Origin of the sequence: Aurantiacibacter arachoides (genome assembly GCF_009827335.1) — a bacterium.
GTDB classification, from domain to species: Bacteria; Pseudomonadota; Alphaproteobacteria; order Sphingomonadales; family Sphingomonadaceae; genus Alteraurantiacibacter; species Alteraurantiacibacter arachoides.
Map to the genome: position 1 here is coordinate 498,144 of NZ_WTYH01000001.1, position 24,496 is coordinate 522,639.

At 67.9% G+C, this 24,496-nt stretch carries 23 protein-coding genes; 21 read left to right on the forward strand and 2 right to left on the reverse strand.

Features of this window, described 5'->3' with window-relative positions:
* Positions 1 to 68: 68 nt before the first annotated feature.
* On the forward strand, positions 69 to 623 hold the full coding sequence (locus GRI62_RS02465) for a hypothetical protein (protein WP_131451847.1): 555 nt from the start codon (positions 69 to 71) through the stop codon (positions 621 to 623).
* Here GRI62_RS02465 and GRI62_RS02470 read toward each other — a convergent pair.
* Positions 611 to 1,900: a glycosyltransferase gene (locus tag GRI62_RS02470; protein ID WP_131451848.1), complete on the reverse strand. Its 1,290-nt coding sequence runs from the start codon at positions 1,898 to 1,900 to the stop codon at positions 611 to 613. The genes GRI62_RS02465 and GRI62_RS02470 overlap by 13 nt on opposite strands.
* A gap of 11 nt (positions 1,901 to 1,911) precedes the next feature.
* Complete coding sequence (locus tag GRI62_RS02475) at positions 1,912 to 2,529, reverse strand: DNA-3-methyladenine glycosylase family protein (RefSeq protein ID WP_131451849.1); 618 nt, start codon at positions 2,527 to 2,529, stop codon at positions 1,912 to 1,914.
* Between the two features lie 68 nt (positions 2,530 to 2,597).
* On the opposite strand from GRI62_RS02475, the gene GRI62_RS02480 reads away from it, so the two are divergent.
* The 20 genes from GRI62_RS02480 to ftsZ all read left to right on the forward strand — a co-directional run bounded on the left by GRI62_RS02480 (position 2,598) and on the right by ftsZ (position 24,475).
* The gene (locus GRI62_RS02480) at positions 2,598 to 2,915 is read left to right on the forward strand and encodes a 2Fe-2S iron-sulfur cluster-binding protein (RefSeq protein WP_131451850.1); all 318 of its coding nucleotides are present in this window, start codon (positions 2,598 to 2,600) and stop codon (positions 2,913 to 2,915) included.
* 69 nt (positions 2,916 to 2,984) lie between these two features.
* The gene (locus GRI62_RS02485) at positions 2,985 to 3,998 is read left to right on the forward strand and encodes a cysteine synthase A (protein ID WP_131451851.1); all 1,014 of its coding nucleotides are present in this window, start codon (positions 2,985 to 2,987) and stop codon (positions 3,996 to 3,998) included.
* An 18-nt stretch (positions 3,999 to 4,016) separates the two neighbouring features.
* The gene (locus tag GRI62_RS02490; protein ID WP_131451852.1) at positions 4,017 to 4,403 is read left to right on the forward strand and encodes a hypothetical protein; all 387 of its coding nucleotides are present in this window, start codon (positions 4,017 to 4,019) and stop codon (positions 4,401 to 4,403) included.
* Complete coding sequence (locus tag GRI62_RS02495; RefSeq protein WP_131451853.1) at positions 4,387 to 5,253, forward strand: motility-associated ABC transporter substrate-binding family protein; 867 nt, start codon at positions 4,387 to 4,389, stop codon at positions 5,251 to 5,253. The genes GRI62_RS02490 and GRI62_RS02495 overlap by 17 nt, the downstream gene beginning before the upstream one ends.
* A gap of 205 nt (positions 5,254 to 5,458) precedes the next feature.
* On the forward strand, positions 5,459 to 5,956 hold the full coding sequence (locus GRI62_RS02500; RefSeq protein WP_131451854.1) for a division/cell wall cluster transcriptional repressor MraZ: 498 nt from the start codon (positions 5,459 to 5,461) through the stop codon (positions 5,954 to 5,956).
* Positions 5,956 to 6,912, forward strand: a complete 957-nt coding sequence (gene rsmH / locus GRI62_RS02505) for a 16S rRNA (cytosine(1402)-N(4))-methyltransferase RsmH (protein ID WP_131453726.1) — start codon at positions 5,956 to 5,958, stop codon at positions 6,910 to 6,912. The genes GRI62_RS02500 and rsmH overlap by 1 nt, the downstream gene beginning before the upstream one ends.
* On the forward strand, positions 6,909 to 7,442 hold the full coding sequence (locus tag GRI62_RS02510) for a hypothetical protein (protein WP_131451855.1): 534 nt from the start codon (positions 6,909 to 6,911) through the stop codon (positions 7,440 to 7,442). The genes rsmH and GRI62_RS02510 overlap by 4 nt, the downstream gene beginning before the upstream one ends.
* Positions 7,439 to 9,205, forward strand: a complete 1,767-nt coding sequence (locus GRI62_RS02515; RefSeq protein ID WP_131451856.1) for a peptidoglycan D,D-transpeptidase FtsI family protein — start codon at positions 7,439 to 7,441, stop codon at positions 9,203 to 9,205. The genes GRI62_RS02510 and GRI62_RS02515 overlap by 4 nt, the downstream gene beginning before the upstream one ends.
* Entirely contained in the window at positions 9,205 to 10,686 is a 1,482-nt protein-coding gene (locus GRI62_RS02520; RefSeq protein WP_131451857.1) for a UDP-N-acetylmuramoyl-L-alanyl-D-glutamate--2,6-diaminopimelate ligase, read from the forward strand. The genes GRI62_RS02515 and GRI62_RS02520 overlap by 1 nt, the downstream gene beginning before the upstream one ends.
* Positions 10,683 to 12,140, forward strand: coding sequence for a UDP-N-acetylmuramoyl-tripeptide--D-alanyl-D-alanine ligase (locus GRI62_RS02525; protein ID WP_234032787.1), 1,458 nt, complete (start codon positions 10,683 to 10,685; stop codon positions 12,138 to 12,140). The genes GRI62_RS02520 and GRI62_RS02525 overlap by 4 nt, the downstream gene beginning before the upstream one ends.
* Before the next feature lie 11 nt (positions 12,141 to 12,151).
* Positions 12,152 to 13,222, forward strand: a complete 1,071-nt coding sequence (gene mraY, locus GRI62_RS02530; RefSeq protein ID WP_131451859.1) for a phospho-N-acetylmuramoyl-pentapeptide-transferase — start codon at positions 12,152 to 12,154, stop codon at positions 13,220 to 13,222.
* On the forward strand, positions 13,219 to 14,601 hold the full coding sequence (gene murD, locus GRI62_RS02535) for a UDP-N-acetylmuramoyl-L-alanine--D-glutamate ligase (RefSeq protein ID WP_131451860.1): 1,383 nt from the start codon (positions 13,219 to 13,221) through the stop codon (positions 14,599 to 14,601). The genes mraY and murD overlap by 4 nt, the downstream gene beginning before the upstream one ends.
* Entirely contained in the window at positions 14,598 to 15,827 is a 1,230-nt protein-coding gene (locus GRI62_RS02540) for an FtsW/RodA/SpoVE family cell cycle protein (RefSeq protein ID WP_131451861.1), read from the forward strand. Before murD ends, GRI62_RS02540 begins: the two co-directional genes overlap by 4 nt.
* A gap of 11 nt (positions 15,828 to 15,838) precedes the next feature.
* On the forward strand, positions 15,839 to 17,035 hold the full coding sequence (gene murG, locus GRI62_RS02545) for an undecaprenyldiphospho-muramoylpentapeptide beta-N-acetylglucosaminyltransferase (protein WP_131453727.1): 1,197 nt from the start codon (positions 15,839 to 15,841) through the stop codon (positions 17,033 to 17,035).
* Entirely contained in the window at positions 17,032 to 18,468 is a 1,437-nt protein-coding gene (gene murC, locus GRI62_RS02550; RefSeq protein WP_131451862.1) for a UDP-N-acetylmuramate--L-alanine ligase, read from the forward strand. Before murG ends, murC begins: the two co-directional genes overlap by 4 nt.
* Complete coding sequence (gene murB, locus GRI62_RS02555; RefSeq protein WP_131451863.1) at positions 18,468 to 19,430, forward strand: UDP-N-acetylmuramate dehydrogenase; 963 nt, start codon at positions 18,468 to 18,470, stop codon at positions 19,428 to 19,430. The genes murC and murB overlap by 1 nt, the downstream gene beginning before the upstream one ends.
* The gene (locus tag GRI62_RS02560; protein ID WP_234027343.1) at positions 19,430 to 20,386 is read left to right on the forward strand and encodes a D-alanine--D-alanine ligase; all 957 of its coding nucleotides are present in this window, start codon (positions 19,430 to 19,432) and stop codon (positions 20,384 to 20,386) included. Before murB ends, GRI62_RS02560 begins: the two co-directional genes overlap by 1 nt.
* A gap of 4 nt (positions 20,387 to 20,390) precedes the next feature.
* Positions 20,391 to 21,302, forward strand: a complete 912-nt coding sequence (locus tag GRI62_RS02565) for a cell division protein FtsQ/DivIB (RefSeq protein WP_131451865.1) — start codon at positions 20,391 to 20,393, stop codon at positions 21,300 to 21,302.
* The gene (gene ftsA, locus GRI62_RS02570; protein WP_131451866.1) at positions 21,302 to 22,609 is read left to right on the forward strand and encodes a cell division protein FtsA; all 1,308 of its coding nucleotides are present in this window, start codon (positions 21,302 to 21,304) and stop codon (positions 22,607 to 22,609) included. The genes GRI62_RS02565 and ftsA overlap by 1 nt, the downstream gene beginning before the upstream one ends.
* A 144-nt stretch (positions 22,610 to 22,753) precedes the next feature.
* Positions 22,754 to 24,475: a cell division protein FtsZ gene (gene ftsZ, locus GRI62_RS02575; protein ID WP_131451867.1), complete on the forward strand. Its 1,722-nt coding sequence runs from the start codon at positions 22,754 to 22,756 to the stop codon at positions 24,473 to 24,475.
* The last annotated feature ends 21 nt before the right edge of the window (positions 24,476 to 24,496 follow it).

A 24,496-nucleotide genomic window follows, 5' to 3' on the forward strand; every position in this document is an offset into this window, starting at 1 on the left:
GCAGGCGTGTTGCCAAGCGGCGCAATTGGCCGATGGTACGCAGGTGACCCATACGGTAGGCCGATCCCGTGATGTCGGCATGGCGACCCTTTACCTTCAATGAGAAGCTGGCCCTCGGGCTATTCGTGCTGTTCTGTCCAGTCTACCTGATCGCAACGGCTTGGATCAGACCGGGCAGCGTTGTGACTGGTCACGAGTTCGGTTTATTCGTGGCATGGCGCCTCGGTTGGATACTGCTCGGCTTCCTGGCTTGGTGCGTAGCCCTCGCGACGGTATTCCTCACGCCGGCGGGCCATCCGTCGAGGACAAGGATGCAGGCGGGGCGCATCCTGCCGCTGGCGTCTCTAGGCGCTGCCGTGATGCTAAGTTCCCCCGCCGTGGATGCGATCACGCGACAACAACGCAGAGCCTTTGCCGCGCAGAACGCGCAGGCCCTTGGCGGCCCGCCGCCAACGGCCGTGATCTATCGTAAAGGGATCCCTGATGGCGGGGTCGCCATCGTGCGCTCGCCCGGCCGCGATCCCACCGGACTCAGCCAAAGACTCATGCTCGATCTCACGGGCGAACGCATCAAGTCTTGCGAGCTGATCAGTGATACCGACTGGAGCTGCTATTTCGATTGAGGTGGTGCGGGTCGCGACGGTTTGGCCGGTGGCGCATCCAGTGCGGCAGCTACAAGCCCCAGTACAGTCGCCTTTTGCCGCTCCCAGCAGTAGGTATCGCGTGCCGCATCGAGCGCAGCCTTATGAGCTGCCGCGAGGCGGGCTGGATCGCTCACCAGTTCATTTATCGCTGCGGCGAGCGAGGCGGCATCGCCCGGACGGCAGGTTGCGATGGCCGCGGGCACGGACGCGGCAATTTCGGCCTGGCCGGCCGTGCGCGTGGCAACCACGGCCAGGCCTGCCAGCAGGTAATGGAACATCTTGTTGGTCACTGTCAGGTTGCGGCTGGGGGGATCGACCGCCTCCAGCGCCAGCCCGATGTCGTGTTCGGCAATTCTGCTGAGCAGCTCGCTTGGCGCTACGAGGCCATGCAAGTGAAGCCGATGCCCGCGCGCGGACGGAAAGCGACCGCGCAACCATGCCTCATCCGCTGCCGAGATGTCGCCGCGCAGGTGCAGCTGGACCGGCGTATCCACCAGTGTCAGCGCATCGCACAACTCTTCCAGCCCCCGGCCGGGACCAATCGTCTGCGAAACCCAGTGGAGCGAGGGCAGGCTGGCATCGCCGGGGGGGCGATCCCTGGCCTCGCCGTCCAGCGCCTCGCGATCCGACCACGGAAACACGTTGTAGACCACCGCCGGCGCCGGCCCGCCACTTGCGTCTGCCAGTGCCTCGGCAAGGGCGTGGGACGTCGTCGTGACCATGCCGCCCCGGCGCACGGCGGCATTCTCAGCCCGGGCCAGCCAGGCGACGGGGCGGTGGACGCGCGCCTCGGGCAGCAAGTCCTCGGAATACCAGTCTTCGATGTCGACGCCGGTGCGCTGGCCGTCGCGCGCCAGTGCCTCGGCGACGGCCAGGCCGACTTCCTGGTGCCCGATGACGAGATCACCGCGCAGCTGGCGCGCCAGCCGGATCGTGCGCATCACGCCGTATCCCAGCGCCCGGGGCGCAAGGTAGGGGAGGGTGGCGAAACCGCGCCCGCCGATGAACCGTTCGGCCCGAAAGAACAGCGACGCGGGCGCAGAGGCGGTGAGATCCGCCGTGGTCATCACGCTGAACGGCGCGACTGCCGCGATCTGCGCATCGCGCGCCGCCCATCCGGCATCGAGGACGGGGCGCAAAACGGTGACGCGATAGCCGGCTTCGGCCAGCGCGGTCGCCTCCTTCACGACGCGTGGATTGCGGCACAGCGGCGCGCCGGTGGCGATGACGATGGATTGCGAGACGGAAGCGGGCATGGGCGCGCCTTCTACAGCGCGGGATTATTGTAGCAATGCCAGGTGAAGATCGCCATCGCCCCGCGGTGCGGTCGCCACGGCTCGGCCAGGGCGCGGGTGGCCTTTTCATCGGGGCGTTCGTCCAGACCCAGGATGCGGCCGATGCCAGCCATCACGGCCAGGTCTCCGGCAGGCCAGATGTCGGGGCGCCCCTCGGCGAACAGCAGGTAGATCTCCGCAGACCAGCGGCCGATGCCCTTGATCTTCGTCAGTTCGGCGATGGCCTCTTCGTCATCAGCGGGCAGGTTGGCGAAGTCCACCTCACCGGCGTGGACGAGTTCGCACAGGGACCGTGCATAGCCCTGCTTCTGGCGCGACAGGCCGCAGCCGCGCAAGGTATCGAAATCGCGCTCCAGCAGGGCGGCGGGCGCGAAGCCTTCGCCAAGTTCCGCTTCCAGCTTGCGCCACATGCTCGCCGCTGCCGCCACGCTCACCTGCTGGCCCACGATGGTGCGCAGCATCGTCATGTAGCCGCGTTCGCGGATGCGCGGTTCGGGATAGCCGGCGACCGCCAGCGCGCGGGCGATGGCCGGCTCCCGCCGGGCGACCTCGTCCAGCGATGCCGTTATCTGTGCTGCCGTCAGGCCCACGGTGCTCTCCTTGCCAATCCGCGCGCGATTGACTAGCAGCCGCGCCGAACAGCGCCAGAGGATTCCCCATGCCAAAGCTTACCGTCGTCACCCGCGAGGGCACCGAATCCACGCTGGATGTCGCCAGCGGCCTTACCGTGATGGAAGCGATCCGCGACAACGGGTTCGACGAGCTGCTGGCCTTGTGCGGCGGATGCTGTTCGTGCGCCACCTGCCACGTCCATGTCGACGCTGCCTTTGCCGATCGCCTGCCGCCGATGAGCGAGGACGAGGACGACCTGCTCGATTCCAGCGACCACCGCGATGCCACCAGCCGCCTGTCGTGCCAGATCCCCTTCACCGACGCGCTCGACGGGCTGAAGGTCCGCATCGCCGAGGAAGACTAAAGCCGCGGCAGGGGTCATCCCAAGGAGGATTAGGTTGCACGGCGAATCCCGGCCGCCTAACTTTCAGCCATGACCGCTCCCCCAGCACGCCCGACTACGCTCGATCTTATCGGCAACACGCCCCTCGTCCTGCTTGAAGGCGCGAGCCGCGCGGCGGGGTGCGAGATCTGGGGCAAGTGCGAATTCGCCAATCCCGGCGCATCCGTGAAGGACCGCGCGGCGCTGTGGATCGTGCGCGATGCCGAACGGCGCGGCGAACTGAAGCCGGGCGGCACCGTGGTGGAGGGGACGGCAGGCAACACCGGCATCGGCATGGCGCTGGTTGCCAATGCGCTGGGCTACAAAAGCGTCATCGTGATGCCGGACAACCAGTCGCACGAAAAGATGGATACGCTGCGGGCGCTGGGGGCCGAGCTGGTCACCGTGCCGCCCACAAAGTTCGCCGACCCTGCGCACTTCGTCCACACCAGCCGCCGCATCGCGGAAGAGACCGAGAATGCGGTATGGGCCAACCAGTTCGACAATGTCGCCAACCGCCGCGCGCATATCGAAAGCACCGCGCCCGAAATCTGGGCGCAGATGGAGGGCCGGGTGGACGGGTTCACCTGCGCGGTTGGCACCGGCGGCACGCTGGCGGGCGTGGGCATGGGGCTGCGCGCCCATGACGAGACCGTGCGGATCGCGCTGACCGACCCCTACGGCGCGGCGCTGTTCAATTACTACGCGCACGGCGAACTGAAGGCCGAGGGCAGTTCGGTTGCCGAGGGCATCGGCCAGGGCCGCATCACCGCCAATCTCGAAGGGCTGGACGTGGATACCCAGTTCCGCATCGCCGACGAGGAAGGTCTGGAATGGGTCGCCCAGCTGCTCAGGGAGGAAGGGCTCTGCCTCGGGCTTTCCAGCGGCATCAACGTGGCGGGTGCGGTGGCGCTCGGCCGGCAGCTGGTGGCCGAAGGGCGCGACAGTCCGCGCGTGGCGACGATCCTGTGCGACACCGGCTTCCGCTATCTCTCCACGCTCTACAACGCCGACTGGCTGCGCGCGAAGGGCCTGCCGGTGTTCGACTGGTTGCGTTCATCTTGATTCGCTAGGATTGCCCCCATGCCACTCGATCCGCTGGAAATCCTGAAGCGCAAGGCCAGCAAGGACAAGGCCGACCGCGTGCTTGCTGCCGGCGGGCCGCTGGGCGGAACGCGGGCCGAGCGCTTGCAGCGGTTGCAGATCGGTGTCTTCGGCATCTTTGCTATGGTCCTGCTCGTCGGGCTGGCCGACATCGTCACCAACCGCCTGGCGTTGACGGAAGCCGCCGCCGTTCCGGAGGCTGCCCCCACCGTGGAGGCGACCCAGAGCGCCGTGCCGCGCGATCCACTGGTCGATGCCGGGGTCGCGCCGGAGGTGCCGGAAGGCACTGACGCTTCGGCAGCCCCCGCGCCGCCGCAGGGTGGCGCCACGCCTGAAAGGCCGTCAGCCAATGCGCCGTTGCAGTAATCTGCTTTTTGCCGCCGCCGCGTTGCTGCTGGCCGCTCCGCTGAGTGCCCAGGACGGACCTGCGCCCTCCGCAGCCGGTGCGCGCCCGCAAGTGGCGCTGATGGGCACGGTGCCGATCTACTGGGGGGAGGCGGAAGGCTTTGCCGACCTGCTCAGTGGCGATGCACCATCGCACTGGGCGCGCAGCGTGATCGCCCGTCACGCCGAACCGGTGCCGCTCGACTACCTCAGCGCAGAGGCGCTTGCCCCCTATCGCTACCTGCTGATGGCACAGCCGCGCGGATTGACGGGGGAAGAAAACGTCGCGCTCGATGCCTGGGTGCGCGGGGGAGGGCGGCTGCTGTTGTTCGCCGACCCGCTGATGACCGGCGAATCGCGGTTTCATTTGGGTGACCGGCGCAGGCCGCAGGATGTCGCGCTGCTTTCGCCGATCCTGGCCCACTGGGGGCTGGAGTTGCATTTTGACGCAGCGCAGGACGATGGCCCGGCCACGGTCGATCATTTCGGCAGTGCCATCCCCGTCAACATGCGCGGCAGCTTTTCCGCCAACGGGGAAAAGACGGGCTGCGCGATTCCCGGAGACGGCCTTCTGGCCCATTGCGCCATCGGCACCGGTGAGGCGCTGCTGGTCGCCGATGCGGCGCTGCTCGACATCACCGGGCCGTGGCCGGGTGCAGAACCGGCGCTTGATTCGCTGATCGGTCACATCTTTCCCGGTCTTGCGGGTGAAAACGGGGAAATCGCGGGACGGGTCGCCAGCCCCATGCGGGATGGCGCGGGAAGCGGCGCAACCGCCCCGAAAACGGCGCCTCTCGGTCACGCGGATTCGCAGGAGGGCCACGCCCACTGACTTCGGAAAATCAGATGTTTACCGTGTTATCCCACTAATTCCCGCAATTTCCCCTTTCATCCCGCTGTATGCAGCGTTATGACATTAACCCATCGGACATGCCTGCCGGGTTGCACCCTCTTGGGGGTGATCGGGTCGCGCCAACGCGCGGCACGCAGCGGGGGAGGCATGGCTATCGGGGAAGTTCCAAGCGGGGTAACGGCGCGTGTCGCAACGGCCTACAGGGTATGGAGGACAGGGCTTTTCGCTTCGCGGCGAGAAGGATCGATTCGTCCTGCCCCCCGCCTTTCGCAAGGATTTCGCCGACAAGGGCGATGACCGCGTGCTGTGCCTCGCCAAGCACGAACGCTGGCCCTGTCTCAAGGGCTTCAGCCTCTCGCTGACCAACACCTTCGAAGCCATGCTCGACCGCGAGGAAGAGGCCGCATTGCGCCGCGACCTCGATTTCGACCGCGAACTGCGCGGCATGCAGCTGTGGGGCTTTGTCGAGGTGCCGTTCGATGCCAGCGGCCGCTTCGTGCTGCCCGAACATATCGCCGAGCTCGGCGATGTCGGCGATGCGCTGTATTTCCAGGGCGGCACCCCGTTCCTTACCCTGTGGAACCCGGATCGGCTGGCCGCGATGGGGCAGGGCTGGGAACAGGCGCAGTCCAACTGCCGCTCGCTGGAAGCCGGTGCGCGAGCGAAGGGCAAGGCCAAGTGATCGTCGCAGCCGCCCCGCACATTCCCGTCCTGCTGGAAGAGGTCGTTGCAGCGCTGTCCCCGCAGCCGGGCGACGTGGTGATCGACGCCACCTTCGGCGCGGGCGGCTACACCCGCGCCTTTCTCGATGCAGGGGCCATCGTCCACGCCTTTGACCGCGACCCGGATGCGATCGCCGCTGGCAGCGAATGGCCGGAGACCAAGGGCGATGCCCCGCGCCTTGTTCTCCATCAGCGGCGCTTTTCCGAAATGTCGCACGGCATGGCCGATGCCGGCATCGATCAGGTGGACGCCATCGCCATGGATATCGGCGTTTCGTCCATGCAGCTCGACCAGGCCGAGCGCGGCTTCGCCTTTTCCTCGAACGGCCCGCTCGACATGACGATGAGCCGGTCCGGCCCCACGGCGGCCGATTTCGTCAACACCGCCGAGGTGGAGGACATTGCCGACGTGCTGTATCGTTACGGCGAGGAGCGCCAGTCGCGCCGCGTCGCCCGCGCGATCGTTGCCGCCCGTCCGCTGGCGACCACGGGCGAGCTGGCACAGGTCGTGCGCAAGGCGCTGGGCCACCGGCCGGGCGACAAGAAGGATCCCGCCACCCGCAGCTTCCAGGCCATCCGTATCCATGTGAACGGCGAGCTGGACGAGCTGGAAACCGGCCTCGCTGCCGCCGAGGCGCTGCTCAAGGATGGCGGACGCCTCGCCGTCGTCAGCTTTCACAGCCTGGAAGATCGCATCGTCAAGCAGTTCTTCCGCGATGCGGCCAACCTCACGCCGCGGGGTTCGCGCCACCTGCCCGAAACGCAGGAGGCCCCCGTCGCCCGTTTCGCGCGGGTGACCAAGGCGATCCGCCCGTCCGAGGCGGAAATCCTGAGGAACCCGCGCGCCCGCTCGTCCACGTTGCGCGCTGCAACCCGCACCAACGCACCCGCCGCCTCAAGGGAGTATGCCGCATGACGCAGACATCGCGCATCCGTCGCATCGGCTGGATTGCCGTGCTGGGCGTGTGCCTCGCGCTTTACGCCGTGCTTCATCTGAAGGTGAACGCGGTGCGTGCCGACGTGGTGCAGGCCGAACGGCGCATCGTGCAGTTGGAAGAAAGCAACCTGTTGCTGGAAACGGAGTTTCTCACCCGCACCAACCAGGTGCAGTTGGCGGCGTGGAACCGGGTCGACTTCGGTTTCGAATCCCCGCAGGCCGATCAGTTTATCGAGAACCCGCGCCAGCTTGCCAGCTTTGGCATGCCGCGCGGTGCCGATGCGCCGGAGCCGATTCGCCTGGCCGGGCTGCGTTCGGGCGAGGATGTGCCCGCATTTCCGCGCCTCGTCTCGCCGCTGACCGGCCGTCCGGTCGAAGCGGACGTGCTGGGCGATGACCACGGGGGCGAAGATGGCGCGGCGCGCCTTGCTGCCGCCGTCGCGCCCGGGCCGCTGCGCATGCCGATTGCCGGACCGGGATTTGCCGTGGCCAAGGTCGCCGCCCGGTGAACGGCTACGCGGTCCCCAATACCTTCGTCCCCGCTGTTGCCGGGTCGCTCGACGTGCGCCGCCGCTCGCTGCTGGTGGCGCGGCTTCGCGTATTGATCGTGGGTGCCTGCTTCCTGCTGCTCGCCATCGTCGCGCTGCTGCGGCTGGCATGGCTGGGTGTCGCCCAGCCGGGGCACGAAATCCGCTCGATGGCCGATGCCCTGTTGCCCCCGCGCGGCGAGATCACCGACCGCAACGGCGTGCCGCTGGCGCGTGCGTTCCCGGCCTATGCCCTGTGGTACAATCCCCAGGCGATGACCGAGGGCGGCGACGGCGGCCCGCCGCTGGTGAAGACACCCGAGGAAATCGCCCGCGAACTGCGCGTTATTTTCCCCGACCTCGACGTCTACGAAGTAGCACAGCAGCTTGCCTCGGGCCGCGCGGGCTATATCCGGCGCCGCGTCCTGCCCGAAGATGCCAACCGCGTGATGGCGATCGGTGAACTTGCGCTGGAACTGCCGCAGGAGGAAGACCGCCACTATCCGCAAGGCTCGCTCGCCGCGCACGTGCTCGGTTACGTCGGGTCCGACGATCACGGGCGGGTGGGCATGGAGCAGGTGCTGGACCGTCAGCTGAGCGATCCCGCCACGCGCGGCCAGCCGGTGGCGCTGAGCATCGACATGCGGGTTCAGGGCGCGCTGGAAGACGAGCTGGCGAGCGGCATGCGTTCGGTCAACGCCGTGGGCGCAGCGGGCATCGTGCTCGACGTCGACACGGGCGAGGTGCTGGCGCTCGCGTCGCTGCCGCATTTCGATCCCAACGCGGTTACCACCGAGGACGTTATCCTCCCCCCCGAACGCACCGCCGCTGGCGAGATGCCGCGCAGCTTCAACCGCATGACCAACCAGGTCTACGAACTGGGATCGACGTTTAAGCCGCTGACCGTGGCGATCGCCATCGACGCCGGCAAGATCACCGATCTCGGGCGGACCTGGCAGGCCAACCGCCCGCTGATGGTGGGGGGCAACGCCATTCGCGACAGCCACACCATCGGTGCGGCCATCAACGTGCCGCAAACGCTGATCCATTCGTCCAACATCACTTCTGCGCAGATCGCACAGGAAGTGGGCGGCCCGCAGATGCACGAATATTTCGAGCTTCTGGGGCTGGGCGAGCGGCCCTTCATCGAACTGCCGGCGCGCGGTGCGCCGCTGGGCATGGCGGGCGAATGGAATTCATCCAAGGCGGCCTATGCCGGGTTCGGCCACGGCATCGCGGTCACCCCACTGCACCTCGCCTCGGCCTATGCCGCCATGGTCAACGGGGGCATCTGGCGCCCGGCCACGCTGCACAAGGTCCGACCCGGCCAGGCGCCGCGCGGTCGCCGGGTGTTCCGCGCCAGCACCAGCGCGCGCATGAACCAGCTGATGCGCATGATCGCACTCTATGGCACCGGCCGTAACGCAGATGCCCCGGGCTTTCGCGTCGGCGGCAAGACGGGCAGCGCGGAAAAGCCGGGTGCTGGCGGGTATCGCCGGACCAGCCTGGTATCCACCTTCGCCGCGGCCTTTCCGATGGACAGCCCGCGTTACGTGGTGATCGCCATGCTGGACGAGCCGCAGGGCACCGTTGCCAGCAGCTTCCAGCGCACCGCCGCGTGGAACGCCGCGCCGATCGTGGGCCGCCTGGTGCCGCGCATCGGTCCGCAGCTCGGCGTCTTCCCCGATGCCGACCGCGACATCGACCTCAGCGATCTGCGTCCGCTGGTCGGGGACACCGACTGATGCGGCTGGCCGATCTTGCAGGCGACCTGGGTATCGATGCAGGTCCGGACGGCGATACGGCCGTAACCGGTTTTGCCATCGATCACCGCAAGGTCGCGCCCGGCAACGTGTTCGGCGCATTCGAGGGCGCGGCGGTGAACGGCGAGGATTACATCGCGGCCGCCATCGCTGGCGGCGCAGTGGCTGTCGTGGCCCGGCCACAGGCGCGGGTCGAAGGTGCCCTGCACCTTGCGGGCGACGTGCCGCGCCAGCTGTTCGCCCGCCTTGCAAGCCGCTTCTATCGACCCACGCCGCCAGTGGTCGTCGCGGTGACGGGCACCAACGGCAAGACCTCCACCGTGGAGATGACCCGGCAGATCTGGCGCATGTGCGGTGAACGCGCGGCCAGCATCGGCACGCTGGGCGTCACCACGCCGGACGAAAGCGTGTCCACCGGGCTCACCACGCCCGACATCGTCACCTTTCTCGGCAACAACACCGGCCTTGCGCGCGAAGGCGTGACCCATGTGGCCTACGAGGCCAGCAGCCACGGCCTCAGTCAGTATCGCAACGAAGGCCTGCCGGTCGTCGCCGGGGCGTTCACCAACCTCAGCCGCGACCACCTCGACTATCACAAGGACATGGAAGACTACTTCGCCGCCAAGATGCGGTTGTTTTCCGAAGTCGTCGACGATGATGGCAACGCGGTGATCTGGGCCGACGACGCGTGGTCGCAGCGCGCAATGGAGGTTGCCCGTGCGCGCGGCCTGACGCTGTTCACCGTCGGCACGAAGGGCGCGGCGGACAAGGGCGGCATCAACCTGATCGCGCGCACGCCAAGCCCGCTGGGTCAGGAGCTCAAGATCGTCCACGCCGGACAGGCCCACGCCATCCGCCTCCCGCTCATCGGGGCCTACCAGGTCGCCAATGCCCTGGTTGCCGCAGGGCTGGCGCTGGTAACCGGCACACCGGCCGCCCAGGTGTTCGACGCGGTTGCACGTCTGCAACCGGTGCGCGGCCGGCTGGAGCGGGCCGTCATCAGCCAGGCGGGCGCACCGGTCTATATCGACTACGCCCACACGCCCGATGCCTTGAGCGCCGCCATCGCCGCGCTGCGCCCGCACGTTTCGGGCCGGCTCATCACCGTGTTCGGCGCCGGCGGTGACCGCGACCAGGGCAAGCGCGCGCCCATGGGCGAGGCGGCCGTGGCGGGCAGCGATCTGGTCATCGTGACCGACGACAATCCGCGCGGTGAGGATGCCGCAGCCATCCGCGCAGCCGTGATGCAGGGCGCCCCCGGCGCGCGCGAAGTGGGCGATCGGCGCGCGGCCATCGCCGCCGCCGTGGCCGAGGCGGGCAAGGACGATATCGTCCTCGTCGCCGGCAAGGGACATGAACAGGGCCAGATCGTGGGTTCGGGAGAGAATATGCGGGTTTTGCCCTTCGATGACGTGACCGTGGCCCGCGAATGTGCCGCCGAACTGGCAGGAGCGCGCAAGTGAACGCGCTGGCGAACACGGTCCGCTGGCCACGTCGCAAGGACGACGCGCTGCGTCTAGCGTTGTGGACGTCGGCGGAGATCGCGGGGGTGACCGGCGGGACCGCTCATGGTGAATTTGAGGTTAGCGGCGTCGAGATGGACAGTCGCGACGTGCAGGCGGGCGATCTGTTCGTGGCCCTGCGCGGCGAGGCGATGGACGGCCATCGCTTCCTGGCCGCGGCTTTCGCCAACGGCGCCGCCGCCGCGCTGGTCGATCGCGTGGTCGATTACCCGCATATCCTCGTCGCCGACACGACCGCGGCGCTGCACGCACTTGCCCGTGCCGCGCGGGATCGTGCCACAGCCAAGGTCGTCGGGGTCACCGGATCGGTCGGCAAGACCGGGGTGAAGGAAGCGATCTTCACCGCGCTGGAGCGTTCGAGCCGCGGCGCGGCGCATCGCAGCGTGCGCAGCTACAACAACCACGTCGGCGTGCCGCTCAGCCTGTCGCGGATGCCGGCCAAAAGCCGCTTCGCCGTGTTCGAAATGGGCATGAACCACGCGGGCGAGATCGCCGGGCTCACCGCCCATGTCCGCCCGCACGTCGCCGTGGTCACCATCATCGCGCCCGCGCATATCGAGAACCTGGGCAGCGAAGAGGCCATTGCCGATGCCAAGGCGGAAATCTTCGGCGGGCTGCAGAAGGGCGGCGTCGCCGTCATCCCCGCCGACAGCCCGCATTTCGAACGGTTGCGCGATGCGGCCCACGCGCAAGGCGCAAAGGTCGTCGGCTTCGGGCGCGGGGCGCATGCCGACATGCGCCTGCTCGATGCCATTCCGTGCGCGGAGGGCGGGTCGCTGGTAACCGCGGCAATGGGCGATCTTCGCCTGTGCTACACCGTGGCCGAGCCGGGCGAGCACTGGATCGACAACTCGCTGTGCGTGATGGCCGCGGTCCACGCCGCGGGCGGCGATCTCGGTGCCGCGGGCCTCGCGCTGGCGGAAATGGGCGGCCTCAAGGGTCGCGGGGCGCGGTTGCGGGCCAAGGTGCCCGGCGGACACGCGCTGGTGATCGACGAAAGCTACAATGCCAACCCCGCATCCATGCGCGCCACGCTGGCGCAACTGGGCCAGACGCCCGCTACGCGCCGCGTCGCCGTGCTCGGCAGCATGAAGGAGCTGGGCGATTTTGCCGAGCGTTTCCACGCCCAGCTTGCCGCCCCGGTGGCCGATGCCGGGGTCGACTATGCCGTGCTCGTCGGGCCGGAGATGCTGGCGCTGGCACGCGAGATGGGGAAACTTCCCCGCGATACGCTTGGCAATCGCTTCGCCTACGCGCATTGCGACAATGCGGGTGAAGCCATAGCGGCACTGCAGGAGTTCGGCCTGGCCGGCGGCGACGTCGTGCTGGTCAAGGGGTCGAACTCGGTGGGGCTTTCGCGCGTCGTTGACCACTTCGCCGCCAGGGAAGGCTGACCCCCAGAGCGATGTTTTATTTCCTCGCCGAGATGCTGGATTTCGAGGGCGTCCTCAATCTCGTCCGCTACCAGACCTTCCGCGCCGGTGCCGCCATGATGACGGCGCTGCTGATCGGCCTCGTCATCGGGCCGCGCTTCATCAACATGCTGCGCGTGCGGCAGGGCAAGGGGCAGCCGATCCGCACCGACGGTCCGCAGTCCCATCTCGCCAAGGTCGGCACGCCCACCATGGGCGGGCTGATGATCCTGACCGCGCTGACCATCTCGATGCTGTTGTGGATGGACCTGGGCAATCCCTTCGTCTGGGCCTGCCTGGCGGTGACGATCGGCTTCGGCGTCATCGGCTTCATCGACGATTACGACAAGGTCACCAAGCGCAGCCACAAGGGCGTATCGGGCAAGGTCCGCCTGATGCTGGAATTCGCCGTGGCCGGCGTTGCCAGCTACCTCATCGTCAGCAATATCAGCACGAGCCTCTATGTCCCCTTCGTCTTCAACGAGGCTATCCCGATGGGGTGGTTCTATTACGTCTTCGCCGCTTTCGTGATCGTGGGCGCGGGCAACGCGGTAAACCTGACCGACGGGCTGGACGGGCTGGCCACCATGCCGGTGGTGATCGCGGCGGGCGCCTTCCTGGTCATCTGCTACCTCGCGGGGCGCGTCGACTTTTCCGAATACCTCGGCATTCCGCACGTCCCCCTTGCGGGCGAACTGGCCATCTTGTGCGCGGCCATCATGGGATCGGGCCTGGCCTTCCTGTGGTTCAACGCTCCGCCGGCCGCCGTGTTCATGGGGGATACCGGGTCGCTCGCCCTGGGCGGCGCGCTGGGGGCCATCGCGGTCGCCAGCCACCACGAGATCGTGCTCGCCATCGTCGGCGGCCTGTTCGTGCTGGAGGCGGCCAGCGTAATCATCCAGGTGTTCTGGTTCAAGCGCACGGGCCGCCGCGTGTTCCGCATGGCGCCCATCCATCACCATTTCGAACAGCTCGGCTGGTCGGAAAGCAAGGTGGTGATCCGTTTCTGGATCATCGCCATCGTGCTGGCGGTGCTGGGGCTGGCAACGTTGAAGCTGCGGTGATCACCGCGCGCGCCTTTGCTGGGAAGCGGTATTGCGTGCTGGGGCTCGCCCGGTCCGGGCAGGCCGTGGCCGAGAGCCTGCTGGCGAGCGGCGCGGAGGTGACGGTGTGGGATCGCCAGCGCGAACCGCGCCGCCGCTTCGAAGGGCGCGCCACGCTGGCCGACCCGCTGGAGATCGACCTTGCAGGCTTCGACGCCGTGGTTGTTTCCCCCGGCGTGCCGCTCAACACCCATCCGCTCGCCGCGCGGGCCGCTGCTGCCGGCGTGCCGGTCATCGGCGACATAGAGCTGTTCGCGCTCGCCCGTCCCGAACTGCCGGTGCACAAGGTCATCGGCATCACCGGCACCAACGGCAAGTCGACCACAACAGCGCTGGCGCATCACCTGCTTCAGCAGGCGGGCGTGCCGTCGCGGCTGGGCGGCAACATCGGTCTGCCGATCATGGGGCAGGAACCCCTGTCGGCATCCGATGGAAAGGCCGGGGTCTACGTGCTGGAGCTGTCCAGCTACCAGATCGACCTCACCCGCTCGCTCGCCTGTGATGCGGCGGCGCTGATCAACATCACGCCCGATCATCTGGATCGCTACGCCGATTTCGCCGCCTATGCCTTTGCCAAGGGGCGGTTGCTGGCGATGCAGGGCAGCAGTCAGCTCGCCGTGTTCGGCTGCGAGGATGCGCCGACTAGGGCCGTGCAGCAGGCGGAGGCCGCGCGCCGCGCAGAGGGGCGTGCGGTCTGCGTGGACAGTTGGGCCTGGTCCGCCTGGCAGCACGAATGGCCCAGCCTGCAAGGCCCGCACAACCTCCAGAACGCCGCCATCGCTGCCGCACTGGTGCAGGAAGTGGGGCTCAGCCGCGACCAGGTTCACGCGGGGCTGAAGACCTTTGCTGGCCTGCCGCACCGGATGGAACGCGTGGCCACCAGCAAGGGCGTGTTGTTCGTCAACGACAGCAAGGCGACCAACCCCGCCTCGACCGCCCCCGCACTCGCCGCCTTTCCGCCCGTGGACGGACGGCCCCGCGTCCACTGGATCGCCGGCGGCCTGGCGAAGGAGGACAACCTGCATGATTGCCAGCCGCATCTTGGCAACGTGGCCTGCGCCTATACCATCGGCGAGGCGGGGGCCCTGTTCGCCGCCATCCTCGAACCGCACGTCGCGGTCGAACGGTGCGAATTCCTGGCCGAGGCGGTGCGCCGCGCGGTGGGCAACGCTAGGGCAGGCGACGTGGTGATGCTGAGCCCGGCCTGCGCCAGTTTCGACCAGTTCCGCGATTTCGAGATGCGCGGGCAGGTGTTCCGCGAACTCGTGGCCGAACTGGGTTGCAACGGCGACCGCGCGGCCTGCGGGCTTGCCGCGATCGAACAGGGGGCAGGTGCATGAACGGCAGGCCGATCTTCATTCCCCGCCCCGGCGAGCGCAAGGGCGGGCCGGGCCAGCCGCGCCTCAACCGGGACCGGAAGCGTGATCTCAGGATCTGGTGGCGGGAGATCGACCGCGTCCTGCTGGGTCTGGTGCTGGCATTGATGGCGGCGGGCACGCTGGCCGTGGCGGCCGCCTCGCCCGCCAGCGCGCACCGGCTTTCCACCGACGAGACGACGCTGCCCGCGCTCTATTTCTTCTGGGCGCACATCCGCTGGCAGATGGTGGGCCTCATCGTTCTGCTCCTCACCTCCATGGTCGCCAGCCGCGAATTGCGTCGCGGCGCCATCCTGCTCGGCGCGGCAATGCTGGTTGGCCTGCTGCTGGTGCCGCTGGTGGGCAGCGAAATCAACGGGGCGCGCCGCTGGCTGAACCTGGGCTTTTCGCTCCAGCCCAGCGAATTTCTCAAGCCCGCGTTCGCGCTGATCCTAGCCTGGGTTTTGTCGTGGAAGATGCGCGATCAGAACCTGCCGGTGGTGGGCATCACCGCGGCTTTCGTGGGGCTGATCTGCGTGTTGCTGATGATGCAGCCCGATCTGGGTTCCGCCATCCTGTTTGCCGGGTGCTGGGGTGTAATGGTCGTCGTTGCCGGTCTGCCGTTGCAGCGGCTGGGATACCTGTCTGGCGCGGGCGTGGCCCTGCTGGTGCTGGCCTACCTGTTCTACGACAACGCCCGCAACCGCATCGATACCTTCCTGGGCGGGCCGACCGCCTACGACCATGTCGACCTTGCCAGCCGCACGCTGGGCGGCGGGGGCTGGTTCGGCAGCGGCTTCTGGTTGGGCCGGGAAAAGATGCGCCTGCCCGAAGCGCATACCGACTACATCTTTTCCGTCATCGGCGAGGAATTCGGCCTGATTGCCTGCGGCGTGATCGTTATCCTCTACCTCGCCATCGTGCTGCGCGTTCTGGTGCGGCTGGTGGAGGAGGACCGGCTCTACATGATTCTTGCCGCCAGTGGGCTGACCGCGCTGATCGGCGGGCAGGCGTTCATCAACATCCTCGTCAACCTGCAACTGTTCCCCAGCAAGGGCATGACGCTGCCGCTGGTAAGTTACGGCGGATCGTCCACCATCGCCGTGTGCCTGACGGTGGGGATGCTGCTGGCGGTAACGCGGCGCAACCCGTATCTGGAGCGCGAGCCGTTCGATTTCGCTGCCGGTTTCGAAAAGGAGGACGCGTCGTGACCGGTCATGCAATTCCCGGCAGTTCGCGCCATTTCGTGCTCGCCGCGGGTGGCACCGGCGGACACCTGACACCCGCCTTTGCACTGGCGCATGAGCTGGAGCGGCGCGGCCACCATGTCGCGTTGGTAACCGACGCGCGCGGCGCGGCCATCCCCGGCAAGCCCGATTTCCTGACCGCCCACGTCCTGCCCGCGGGCCGTTTCGGCAAGAACCCGCTCGGCTGGCCCGGCGCGATCATGGCGATGCTGAAGGGCCGGGCAATGGCGAAGCGCCTGTACGAGACGTTTCAGCCCAGTGCCGTGATCGGGTTCGGCGGTTATCCCGCCGTGCCCGCCTTGCTGGGCGCGCAGGCGATGGATATTCCCACCGTCATCCATGAACAGAACGCGGTGCTCGGCCGGGTCAACCGCCTGTTCGCAGGCCGCGTGAACGCCATCGCCACCGCCTATCCGCAGGTCGACCGGCTGAAGCCGAAATACACCGGCAAGGTCCACCTTGTCGGCAACCCCGTGCGCCCCGGCGTGCTGAGCCTGCGGGACGAGCCGTTCCCGGCCTTCATGGAAGACGGAATATTTCGCGTGCTGGTAACCGGCGGCAGCCAGGGCGCGCGGGTGCTGTCGGAAATCGTGCCCGACGGTCTTTCGATGCTGCCGCCAGCGTTGCGCAGCCGCCTGCAGGTCACCCAGCAATGCCGGCCCGAGGACCTGGACGCGGTGCGCAGCCGCTATGCCAACCATGGCATACCGGCGGAACTTGCCACCTATTTCGAGGACATGGCCGCCACCTTGGCAGACGCGCACCTGTTCATCGGGCGCGCCGGCGCCTCCACCATTGCCGAACTGACCGCGGTGGGCCGCCCCGCGATCCTCGTGCCGCTGCCCATCGCGACCGACGATCACCAGGCCGCCAACACTCGCGAGATGGTCAGGGCCGGCGGTGCGCGCTCCATCCGCCAGCACCGGTTCGAGGCGAAGGAACTGGCCAAGCAGATCAACGCCATGGCGCTGCGGCCCGATACCCTCGCCACCGCCGCCCATGCCGCGTGGAACTGCGGGCGGCCAGCGGCGGCGAGCGACCTTGCCGATCTGGTCGAGAGCTTCGGCGGGGCAGACATGATGGACGTGATCCGCGTGGGCCCGAACAATGCGCGCGGGGCCTCGCAAGGAGCGGAAGTCGGGCAGGGTGCTGCGAAGGAGAGCGCCCGATGAAAGCCATCGGCACCGATATCGGTACGATCCACTTCGTCGGCATCGGCGGCATCGGCATGTCCGGCATTGCCGAGGTCATGCACAACCTCGGCTACACGGTGCAGGGGTCGGACATGAGCGCCAGCGCCCGGGTCGAGGCCTTGCGCGCGCAGGGCATCACCGTCGCCATCGGCCACGATGCGGCAAACCTTGGTGATGCGGCGGTTGTCGTGATCTCCACGGCGGTCAGGCGCACGAACCCGGAAGTCGCCGCCGCCCTTGACGCGCGCGTGCCGGTGGTGCGCCGTGCGGAAATGCTGGCCGAACTGATGCGGCTGAAACAGACGGTGGCGGTCGCGGGCACCCACGGCAAGACGACGACGACCAGCATGGTCGCCGCCCTGCTCGACGCGGGCGGGGTCGACCCCACCGTCATCAACGGCGGCATCATCGAAAGCTACGGCTCCAACGCGCGGCTGGGCGCGAGCGACTGGATGGTGGTGGAAGCCGACGAGAGCGACGGCAGCTTCCTGCGCCTCGACGGCACGATCGCCGTGGTCACCAACATCGATCCCGAACACCTCGACCATTACGGCAGTTTCGACGCGGTGAAGGATGCCTTCGTCCAGTTCATCGAGAACGTGCCGTTCTACGGCGCGGCGGTGCTGTGCCTCGACCATGACGAGGTGAAAGGCGTGATCGCCAAGGTGCGCGACCGCCGCGTGATCACCTACGGCTTTTCCCCCCACGCCGACGTGCGGGCCGAGAACGTCGTGCCTGACGGCGGCCTGACCCGGTTCGACGCGGTGCAGACCCTGCGCGACGGCAGCGAGGTGCGGATCGACGGCATCGAACTGCCGATGCCCGGCCGCCACAACGTGCAGAACGCCTGCGCCGCCATCGCCGTGGCGCTGGAGATGGACGTGCGCCACGATGCCATCCGCACCGGCTTTGCCCGCTTCGGCGGGGTCAAGCGGCGCTTCAGCCACGTGGGCGAGATTGCCATGGACGCCGGGGTCGGCGTCAAGGTGATCGACGATTATGCCCATCACCCGGTGGAAATCCGCGCCGTTCTGTCCGCCGCGCGCGATGCTGCAACGGGACGTGTCGTGGCCGTCGTCCAGCCGCATCGCTACACCCGCCTGCGCGACCTGCTCGCGGACTTCCAGGGTGCGTTCGGCGATGCCGATCTGGTCTACGCCGCACCGGTCTATCCCGCCGGGGAAGAACCGATCGCAGGGGTGGACGAACACGCGCTCGTCGCCGGGCTCAAGGCGCGCGGGCATCGCCTTGCCGAAGCGGTCGATGGGCCGGAAGACCTGGCCGAAAAGCTCGCCGCCAGCCTCGCGCCGGGCGACATGGTCGTGTGTCTTGGCGCGGGCGACATCACCAAGTGGGCCGCAAGCCTGGCCGCCGACGTCACCGAGTTCCGCAGCCGCGAGGGCCAGGCCTGATGCCCTGGCAACCGGACGATCGCCAGTGGCTCGCCGAAGCGCCGGGTTCCGACGAGGAGCCCGCGGGCCACGGCGGCTGGGTGCCTGCCGGCGCGCGCGGCGTGCTTAAGCAGAACGCGCCGCTCGCCAAACTGGTCTGGTTCAAGAGCGGCGGCGCGGCGGACTGGTTGTTCGAGCCTGCCGACATGGAGGATCTCACCAGCTTCCTCTCTGCGCTGGAGCCCGGCACGCCGGTCATGGCGCTGGGCCTCGGCTCCAATCTCATCATCCGCGATGGCGGCGTGCCCGGCGTGGTCGTGCGGCTGGGCAAGCCCTTCGCCACGGTGGAGGTGCAGCGCGACTGCGTTATCGAATGCGGTGGCGGTGCGCCGGGCATCCTCGTCGCCAGCCAGGCCCGCGACGCCGGCATCGCCGGGCTGGAATTCCTGCGCGGCATCCCCGGCACGGTGGGCGGTTTCGTGCGCATGAACGGCGGCGCCTACGGGCGCGAGGTGGCCGATATCCTCGTCGATTGCGATGTCGTGCTGCCGGACGGCAACTGCATAAACCTGCCCGTCGGCGACCTCGACTATACCTACCGCCACTCGCGCCTGCCCGAAGGCGCCATCGTGGTTTCCGCGCGGTTTCGCGGTCGCAAGGGCGATCCGGCGGCAATCGGCGCGGAAATGGACCGGATCGCCCAAGCGCGCGAGAATTCGCAGCCGCTGCGCACCAAGACCGGCGGCTCGACATTCAAGAACCCCGAAGGACAAAAGGCATGGCAACTGGTCGATGCGGCCGGCTGCCGGGGCCTGAAGAAAGGTGACGCGCAGGTGAGCGAGAAGCACGCCAATTTCCTGATCAACACCGGTGAGGCGACGAGCGCCGACATCGAGGGGCTTGGCGAGGACGTCCGCCGCCGCGTGAGCGAAGCGACCGGCGTGGCGCTGGAATGGGAAATCCAGCGGGTGGGGCGGCCCTGATGGCGCGTCTTGCACCGCTCCACGTGCTGGTCCTGATGGGCGGCTGGGCGAACGAGCGCGAGGTATCGCTCATGTCCGGCAATGGCGTCGCCGATGCGCTTGAAAGCATGGGGCACCGCGTCACCCGGCTCGACATGGACCGCCAGGTCGCCGCCCGTATTGCGGAGGCGGCGCCCGATGTGGTGTTCAACGCGCTCCACGGCGTGCCGGGCGAAGACGGAACGGTGCAGGGCATGCTCGACCTGATGGGCGTGCCCTATACGCATTCGGGGCTCGCGACGTCCGTGGTCGCGATCGACAAGGAACTGACCAAGCAGGCGCTCGTCCCCCACGGCGTTCCGATGCCGGGCGGGCGGATCGTTTCCAGCGAAGAGCTGTATCAAGGCGATCCGATCGCGCGGCCCTATGTGCTGAAACCCGTCAACGAAGGCAGCAGCGTGGGCGTCGCCATCGTCACCGCCGACAGCAACGTGGGCAATCCCATCGCCCGCGATGCCACGGGGCCGTGGCAGCAATTCGATCGGCTGCTGGCCGAACCCTACATCCGCGGGCGCGAGCTTACCGCCGCCGTGATCGACACCGATGCCGGTGTGCAAGCCCTCGGCGTGACCGAGTTGATCATCGATACCGGGTTCTACGATTTCGAGCACAAGTATACTGCCGGCAAGACGACCCACGTCTTCCCCGCCGACATTCCCGACACCATCGCCGCGCTGTGCCGCCACTATGCCGTTCGCGCGCACAAGGTGCTTGGCTGCCACGGCACCAGCCGCACCGATTTTCGCTGGGACGACAGCCAGGGCGAGGACGGGCTGTTCGTGCTGGAAACCAACACCCAGCCGGGCATGACGCCCCTCAGCCTGGTGCCCGAACAGGCGCGCCATTGCGGCATCGACTATCCCGCCCTGTGCGAGATGATCGTAGAGGACGCGCTCCGCCGCGCCGGGAAACTCTAGGTCCGTGGCGCGCAAGGTCACCCGCAAGCAGACCGGCGTGCGCCGGCAGGCCCGTGCGCAGGGCACGCGGCGGCGGGTGGCGGGCGCGCGCAGTCGCGGACGATCTCTCTTCGGCAGCGCGCTCGCCCTGCTGCCCTTTACCGAGGACCAGCTGCAAAAGGCCTTTGTCGTGCTGATCCTGGGCGGCGCGCTGGTGCTGGCGCTATTCGTGGCGCAGCTGTCGGGTGCCACGGCGGCATTGTCCGAACGCGCGGGCGCTGCGGCCGCCAATGCTGGTTTCAAGGTGCGCTACGTCCAGCCGAGCGGTGTGGAGCGGATGAATGTCGCCACGATCTACGAACGCGCGCTGGGCCAGCAGGACCTGGCGATGACCCACGTCGATCTCGACGGCTTGCGAGCCCAGTTGCTCACGCTGCCGTGGGTGGCGGATGCGCGCGTGTCGCGCCAGTTGCCCGCCACGCTGCGGGTGGACATCGTGGAACGCCAGCCGCACGCCGTGCTTGCGCGGGCCGACCGGCTGATGCTGATCGATGGCGCAGGGGTCGAGCTCGAACCGATCAGCCGCGACGAGGCAGGCGAATACATGGTGATCGAAGGGCCGGGCGCGCAGGACAGGGTGGAGGATCTTACCCGCCTGCTCGATGCTGCGCCCGCATTGCAAAGCCAGGTGAAGGGTGCCGAATGGGTCGGCAACCGGCGCTGGAACCTGACCTTTGCCACCGATCAGCGGCTGGCGCTGCCGGAGGGGAAAGACCGCGCGGCGGCCGCTTTCATCAGCTTTGCCCAGGCCGATGGCGTGCATCGCCTGATCGGCGGGAGCGCCACTGCCTTTGACATGAGGAACGCCCCGCGCATGTACATGACCGTGCCCGACCGCGCGACGGCGCAGGAAGTGGCCCTGGGGGGCGAGGGCTGATGGTCACCCAGCAGCGCATCGCCCGCGTCTTCGGTGCGATCAACGTCGGCAGCTTTCGCATCTCCGCAATCATCGCCGGCATCACCGAAAGCGGCGAACTGCAGGTGCTGGGCAGCGGCCACCGCGCCAGCCAGGGCATCAGCCGTGGCTATGTCGTCGACATGGCCGCGGCGACCTATGCCGTGCGCGACGCGCTGGAACGGGCGGAGAAGCTGGCCGGCACTAGCGTGGACGCGGTGTGGATCGGCTGTTCGGGTGCGGGCCTCGCCAGCGAGATCCGTCCGGTGGAGATCGCCATCGGCGGCCGGCGGATCGAGGACGAGGATATCGAGGCGCTGCTGGTGGCCGCGCGCGACGTGATCGCCCCCGATGGCCGCAGCGTGCTGCACGCCCAGCCCGCCTGCTATTTCCTCGACGGCGCGCATGGCGTCGCCAACCCCAAGGATCTGCATGCCGAGCGGCTCGGCGTGGACGTTCACGTCATGCTGGCGGACGGCGCGCCCATCCGCAACGTGACCGAGGCCGTGCAGAACGCGCATCTGGAGGTGGAGGGCGTCGTCGCCTCGCCGCTCGCCACCGGATTTGCCTGCCTGACCGAAGAAGAACGCGATCTTGGCGTCGCCATCGTCGAATTCGGGGGCGAGGTAACAAACGTGTCGGTCTATGCCGCCGGAATGCTGCTGGGGTTGAAGGCCATTCCCAAGGGTTCGAGCGACATTACCGACGCCATCGCATCCGCATTCTCGATCCGCCGCTTCCAGGCCGAGCGGCTCAAGTGCGTGTCGGGCTCGGCCATTGCCAGCCCTACCGATCATCGCGAGATGATCCCCGTCACCGCGCCGGGCGAGGAAGGCCGCGGGCCGGTTGCGCGCGGGGCGGACGACCGCAACGAGGTGCCGCGCGCCGAACTGATCGCCGTCATCACCGGCGAGCTCGACCAGTTGATGCGCGAGATCGGCCGCGCGCTGGAAGGCATGGGGTTCCTCGGCAGCCAGGCCAAGGGCGGCAAGGCGGCGCGCGCCCGGCAAGTGGTCTTCACCGGCGGCGGAGCGGAACTCGCAGGCATGGCCGACTATGCCCAGAGTGTGCTCGGCGTGCCCGTGCGCATCGGCAAGCCGGTGGCGCTGAAGGGCCTGCCAGAAGCGCATACCACGCCGGGTTTCGCCACGCTTGCCGGCCTTGTCCTCTACGCGGTGGAAGATCCGGTCGACATCCGCTCGATCGGGGCGAAGCACACGATCACGTCCACCTATGGACCCGTTGCCACCCTGCTGCGCGTCTGGAGGGCGATGCGCGAATATTTCTGAGGAATTTTCCGAAAAGCCCCGCTGGCGTATCGCCTCGTGCACGGCTAGCTGTGGATACAAGCGTAAAGACATTCACGCCGCGATTGGGTTTGTGGCAAGGTCGTTAACGAAGAAAACTTACTTTCCCGCCGGGAGACCACCAAGATGAGCATCAATATCGGCCCGCCCTCGGTCGAGGAACTTCGCCCCCGCATCACCGTGATCGGCGTTGGCGGGGCAGGCGGCAACGCCATCGCCAACATGATCGAAAGCGAGATCGAAGGCGTCGAATTCATCGTCGCCAATACCGATGCGCAGGCGCTCAACACCTCAGTGGCAGAGCATCGCATCCAGTTGGGCCCCGATATCACGCAAGGCCTTGGTGCCGGTTCGCGGCCCGAGGTCGGCCGTGCGGCGGCAGAAGAAACCACCACCGATATCGAGCGGGCGCTCGACGGGGTGAACATGGTCTTCATCGCCGCAGGCATGGGCGGCGGCACCGGCACCGGCGCGGCGCCGGTCATCGCCAAGGTCGCGCGCGATCGGGGCATCCTGACCGTGGGCGTGGTGACCAAGCCGTTCCTGTTCGAAGGCACGCGCCGGATGCGCGCCGCCGAGAGCGGCATCGACGAACTGCAGAAGAACGTCGACACGCTGATCGTTATCCCCAATCAGAACCTGTTCCTGGTCGCCAAGGCGGATACCACCTTCAAGGAAGCCTTCCTGCTTGCCGACGAGGTGCTGCAGCAGGGCGTGCGCTCGATCACCGATCTCATGGTGATGCCGGGCCTCATCAACCTCGACTTTGCCGACGTGCGCAGCGTCATGGGCGAGATGGGCAAGGCGATGATGGGCACGGGCGAGGGCGAGGGCGAGAACCGCGCGCTCGAGGCCGCCGAACGCGCCATCGCCAACCCGCTGCTCGACGGCGTGTCGATGCAGGGCGCCAAGGGCGTGATCATCTCGATCATCGGCGGCGAGGACATGAAGCTGCTCGAGGTTGACGAGGCGGCGAACCATATTCGCGAACTGGTCGACCCCGAAGCGAACATCATCTGGGGTTCGGCGTTCAATCCCGAGCTCGACGGCCGGATTCGCGTCAGCGTGGTCGCAACCGGTATAGAGCAGACCGGCGAGCAGGCCGAAATTGCATCTCGCCCCGTCGACCTTTCCTCCACGCGCGGCATGTCCGGCGGCATGGGCCGCGGCCCGGCGCGCCCGGCGATCCCGATCCCCACCGGGGACGATTATGCAGAGGACGAGGACGAAACGCTCGACCTGGGCGCGATGGACGAGGCCGATAGTGCGTCCGCCGCATCCGCGACCGGCAATGGCGGCTACGGTTCGGCCGATGGTATGTCCGATCCCGCCGACGACAGCGGATTCGGGTCCGATGTCGACAATGGCTACGCGGCTGGCGCGGGGACCGGCGATGCCGGTGCAAATGCCGATGACGACACCTTCGATCTGCTGCGTTCAGAAGAGGCCGGCACTGACGAGGACGACTTCGAAGGCGCTGGAACGGCCAATTCCGCACAAGATGACGCGGCCGAAGCCGGAGCCGACGAACTGCTGCTCGACGCCACGCGCCTTGCAGAGGCGGACGAGCCGGTGCAGCCTGCCAGCGGGCGCCGCGCGCGGATGCTCGGCGGTGCAGCACCAACGCCGGAAACCGATGGACCGGCAGCCCGGGGCGAAGCGAACGCGCGGCCTGCGCCGCCCGCGCCCGCTTCCCCACCGCCGCCGCCGTCCGGGGGCAGCACGCTGTTCGAACGCATGGCCAATCTCTCTCGTCAGGGCTCGTCCGAAGACGAGGATGACGACGAGGATGGCAATGGCGGCGCAATGCGCATCCCGCGCTTCCTCGGTCGCCAGAACAACCAGTAACGTTCCGGCGCGCCTTCTGGT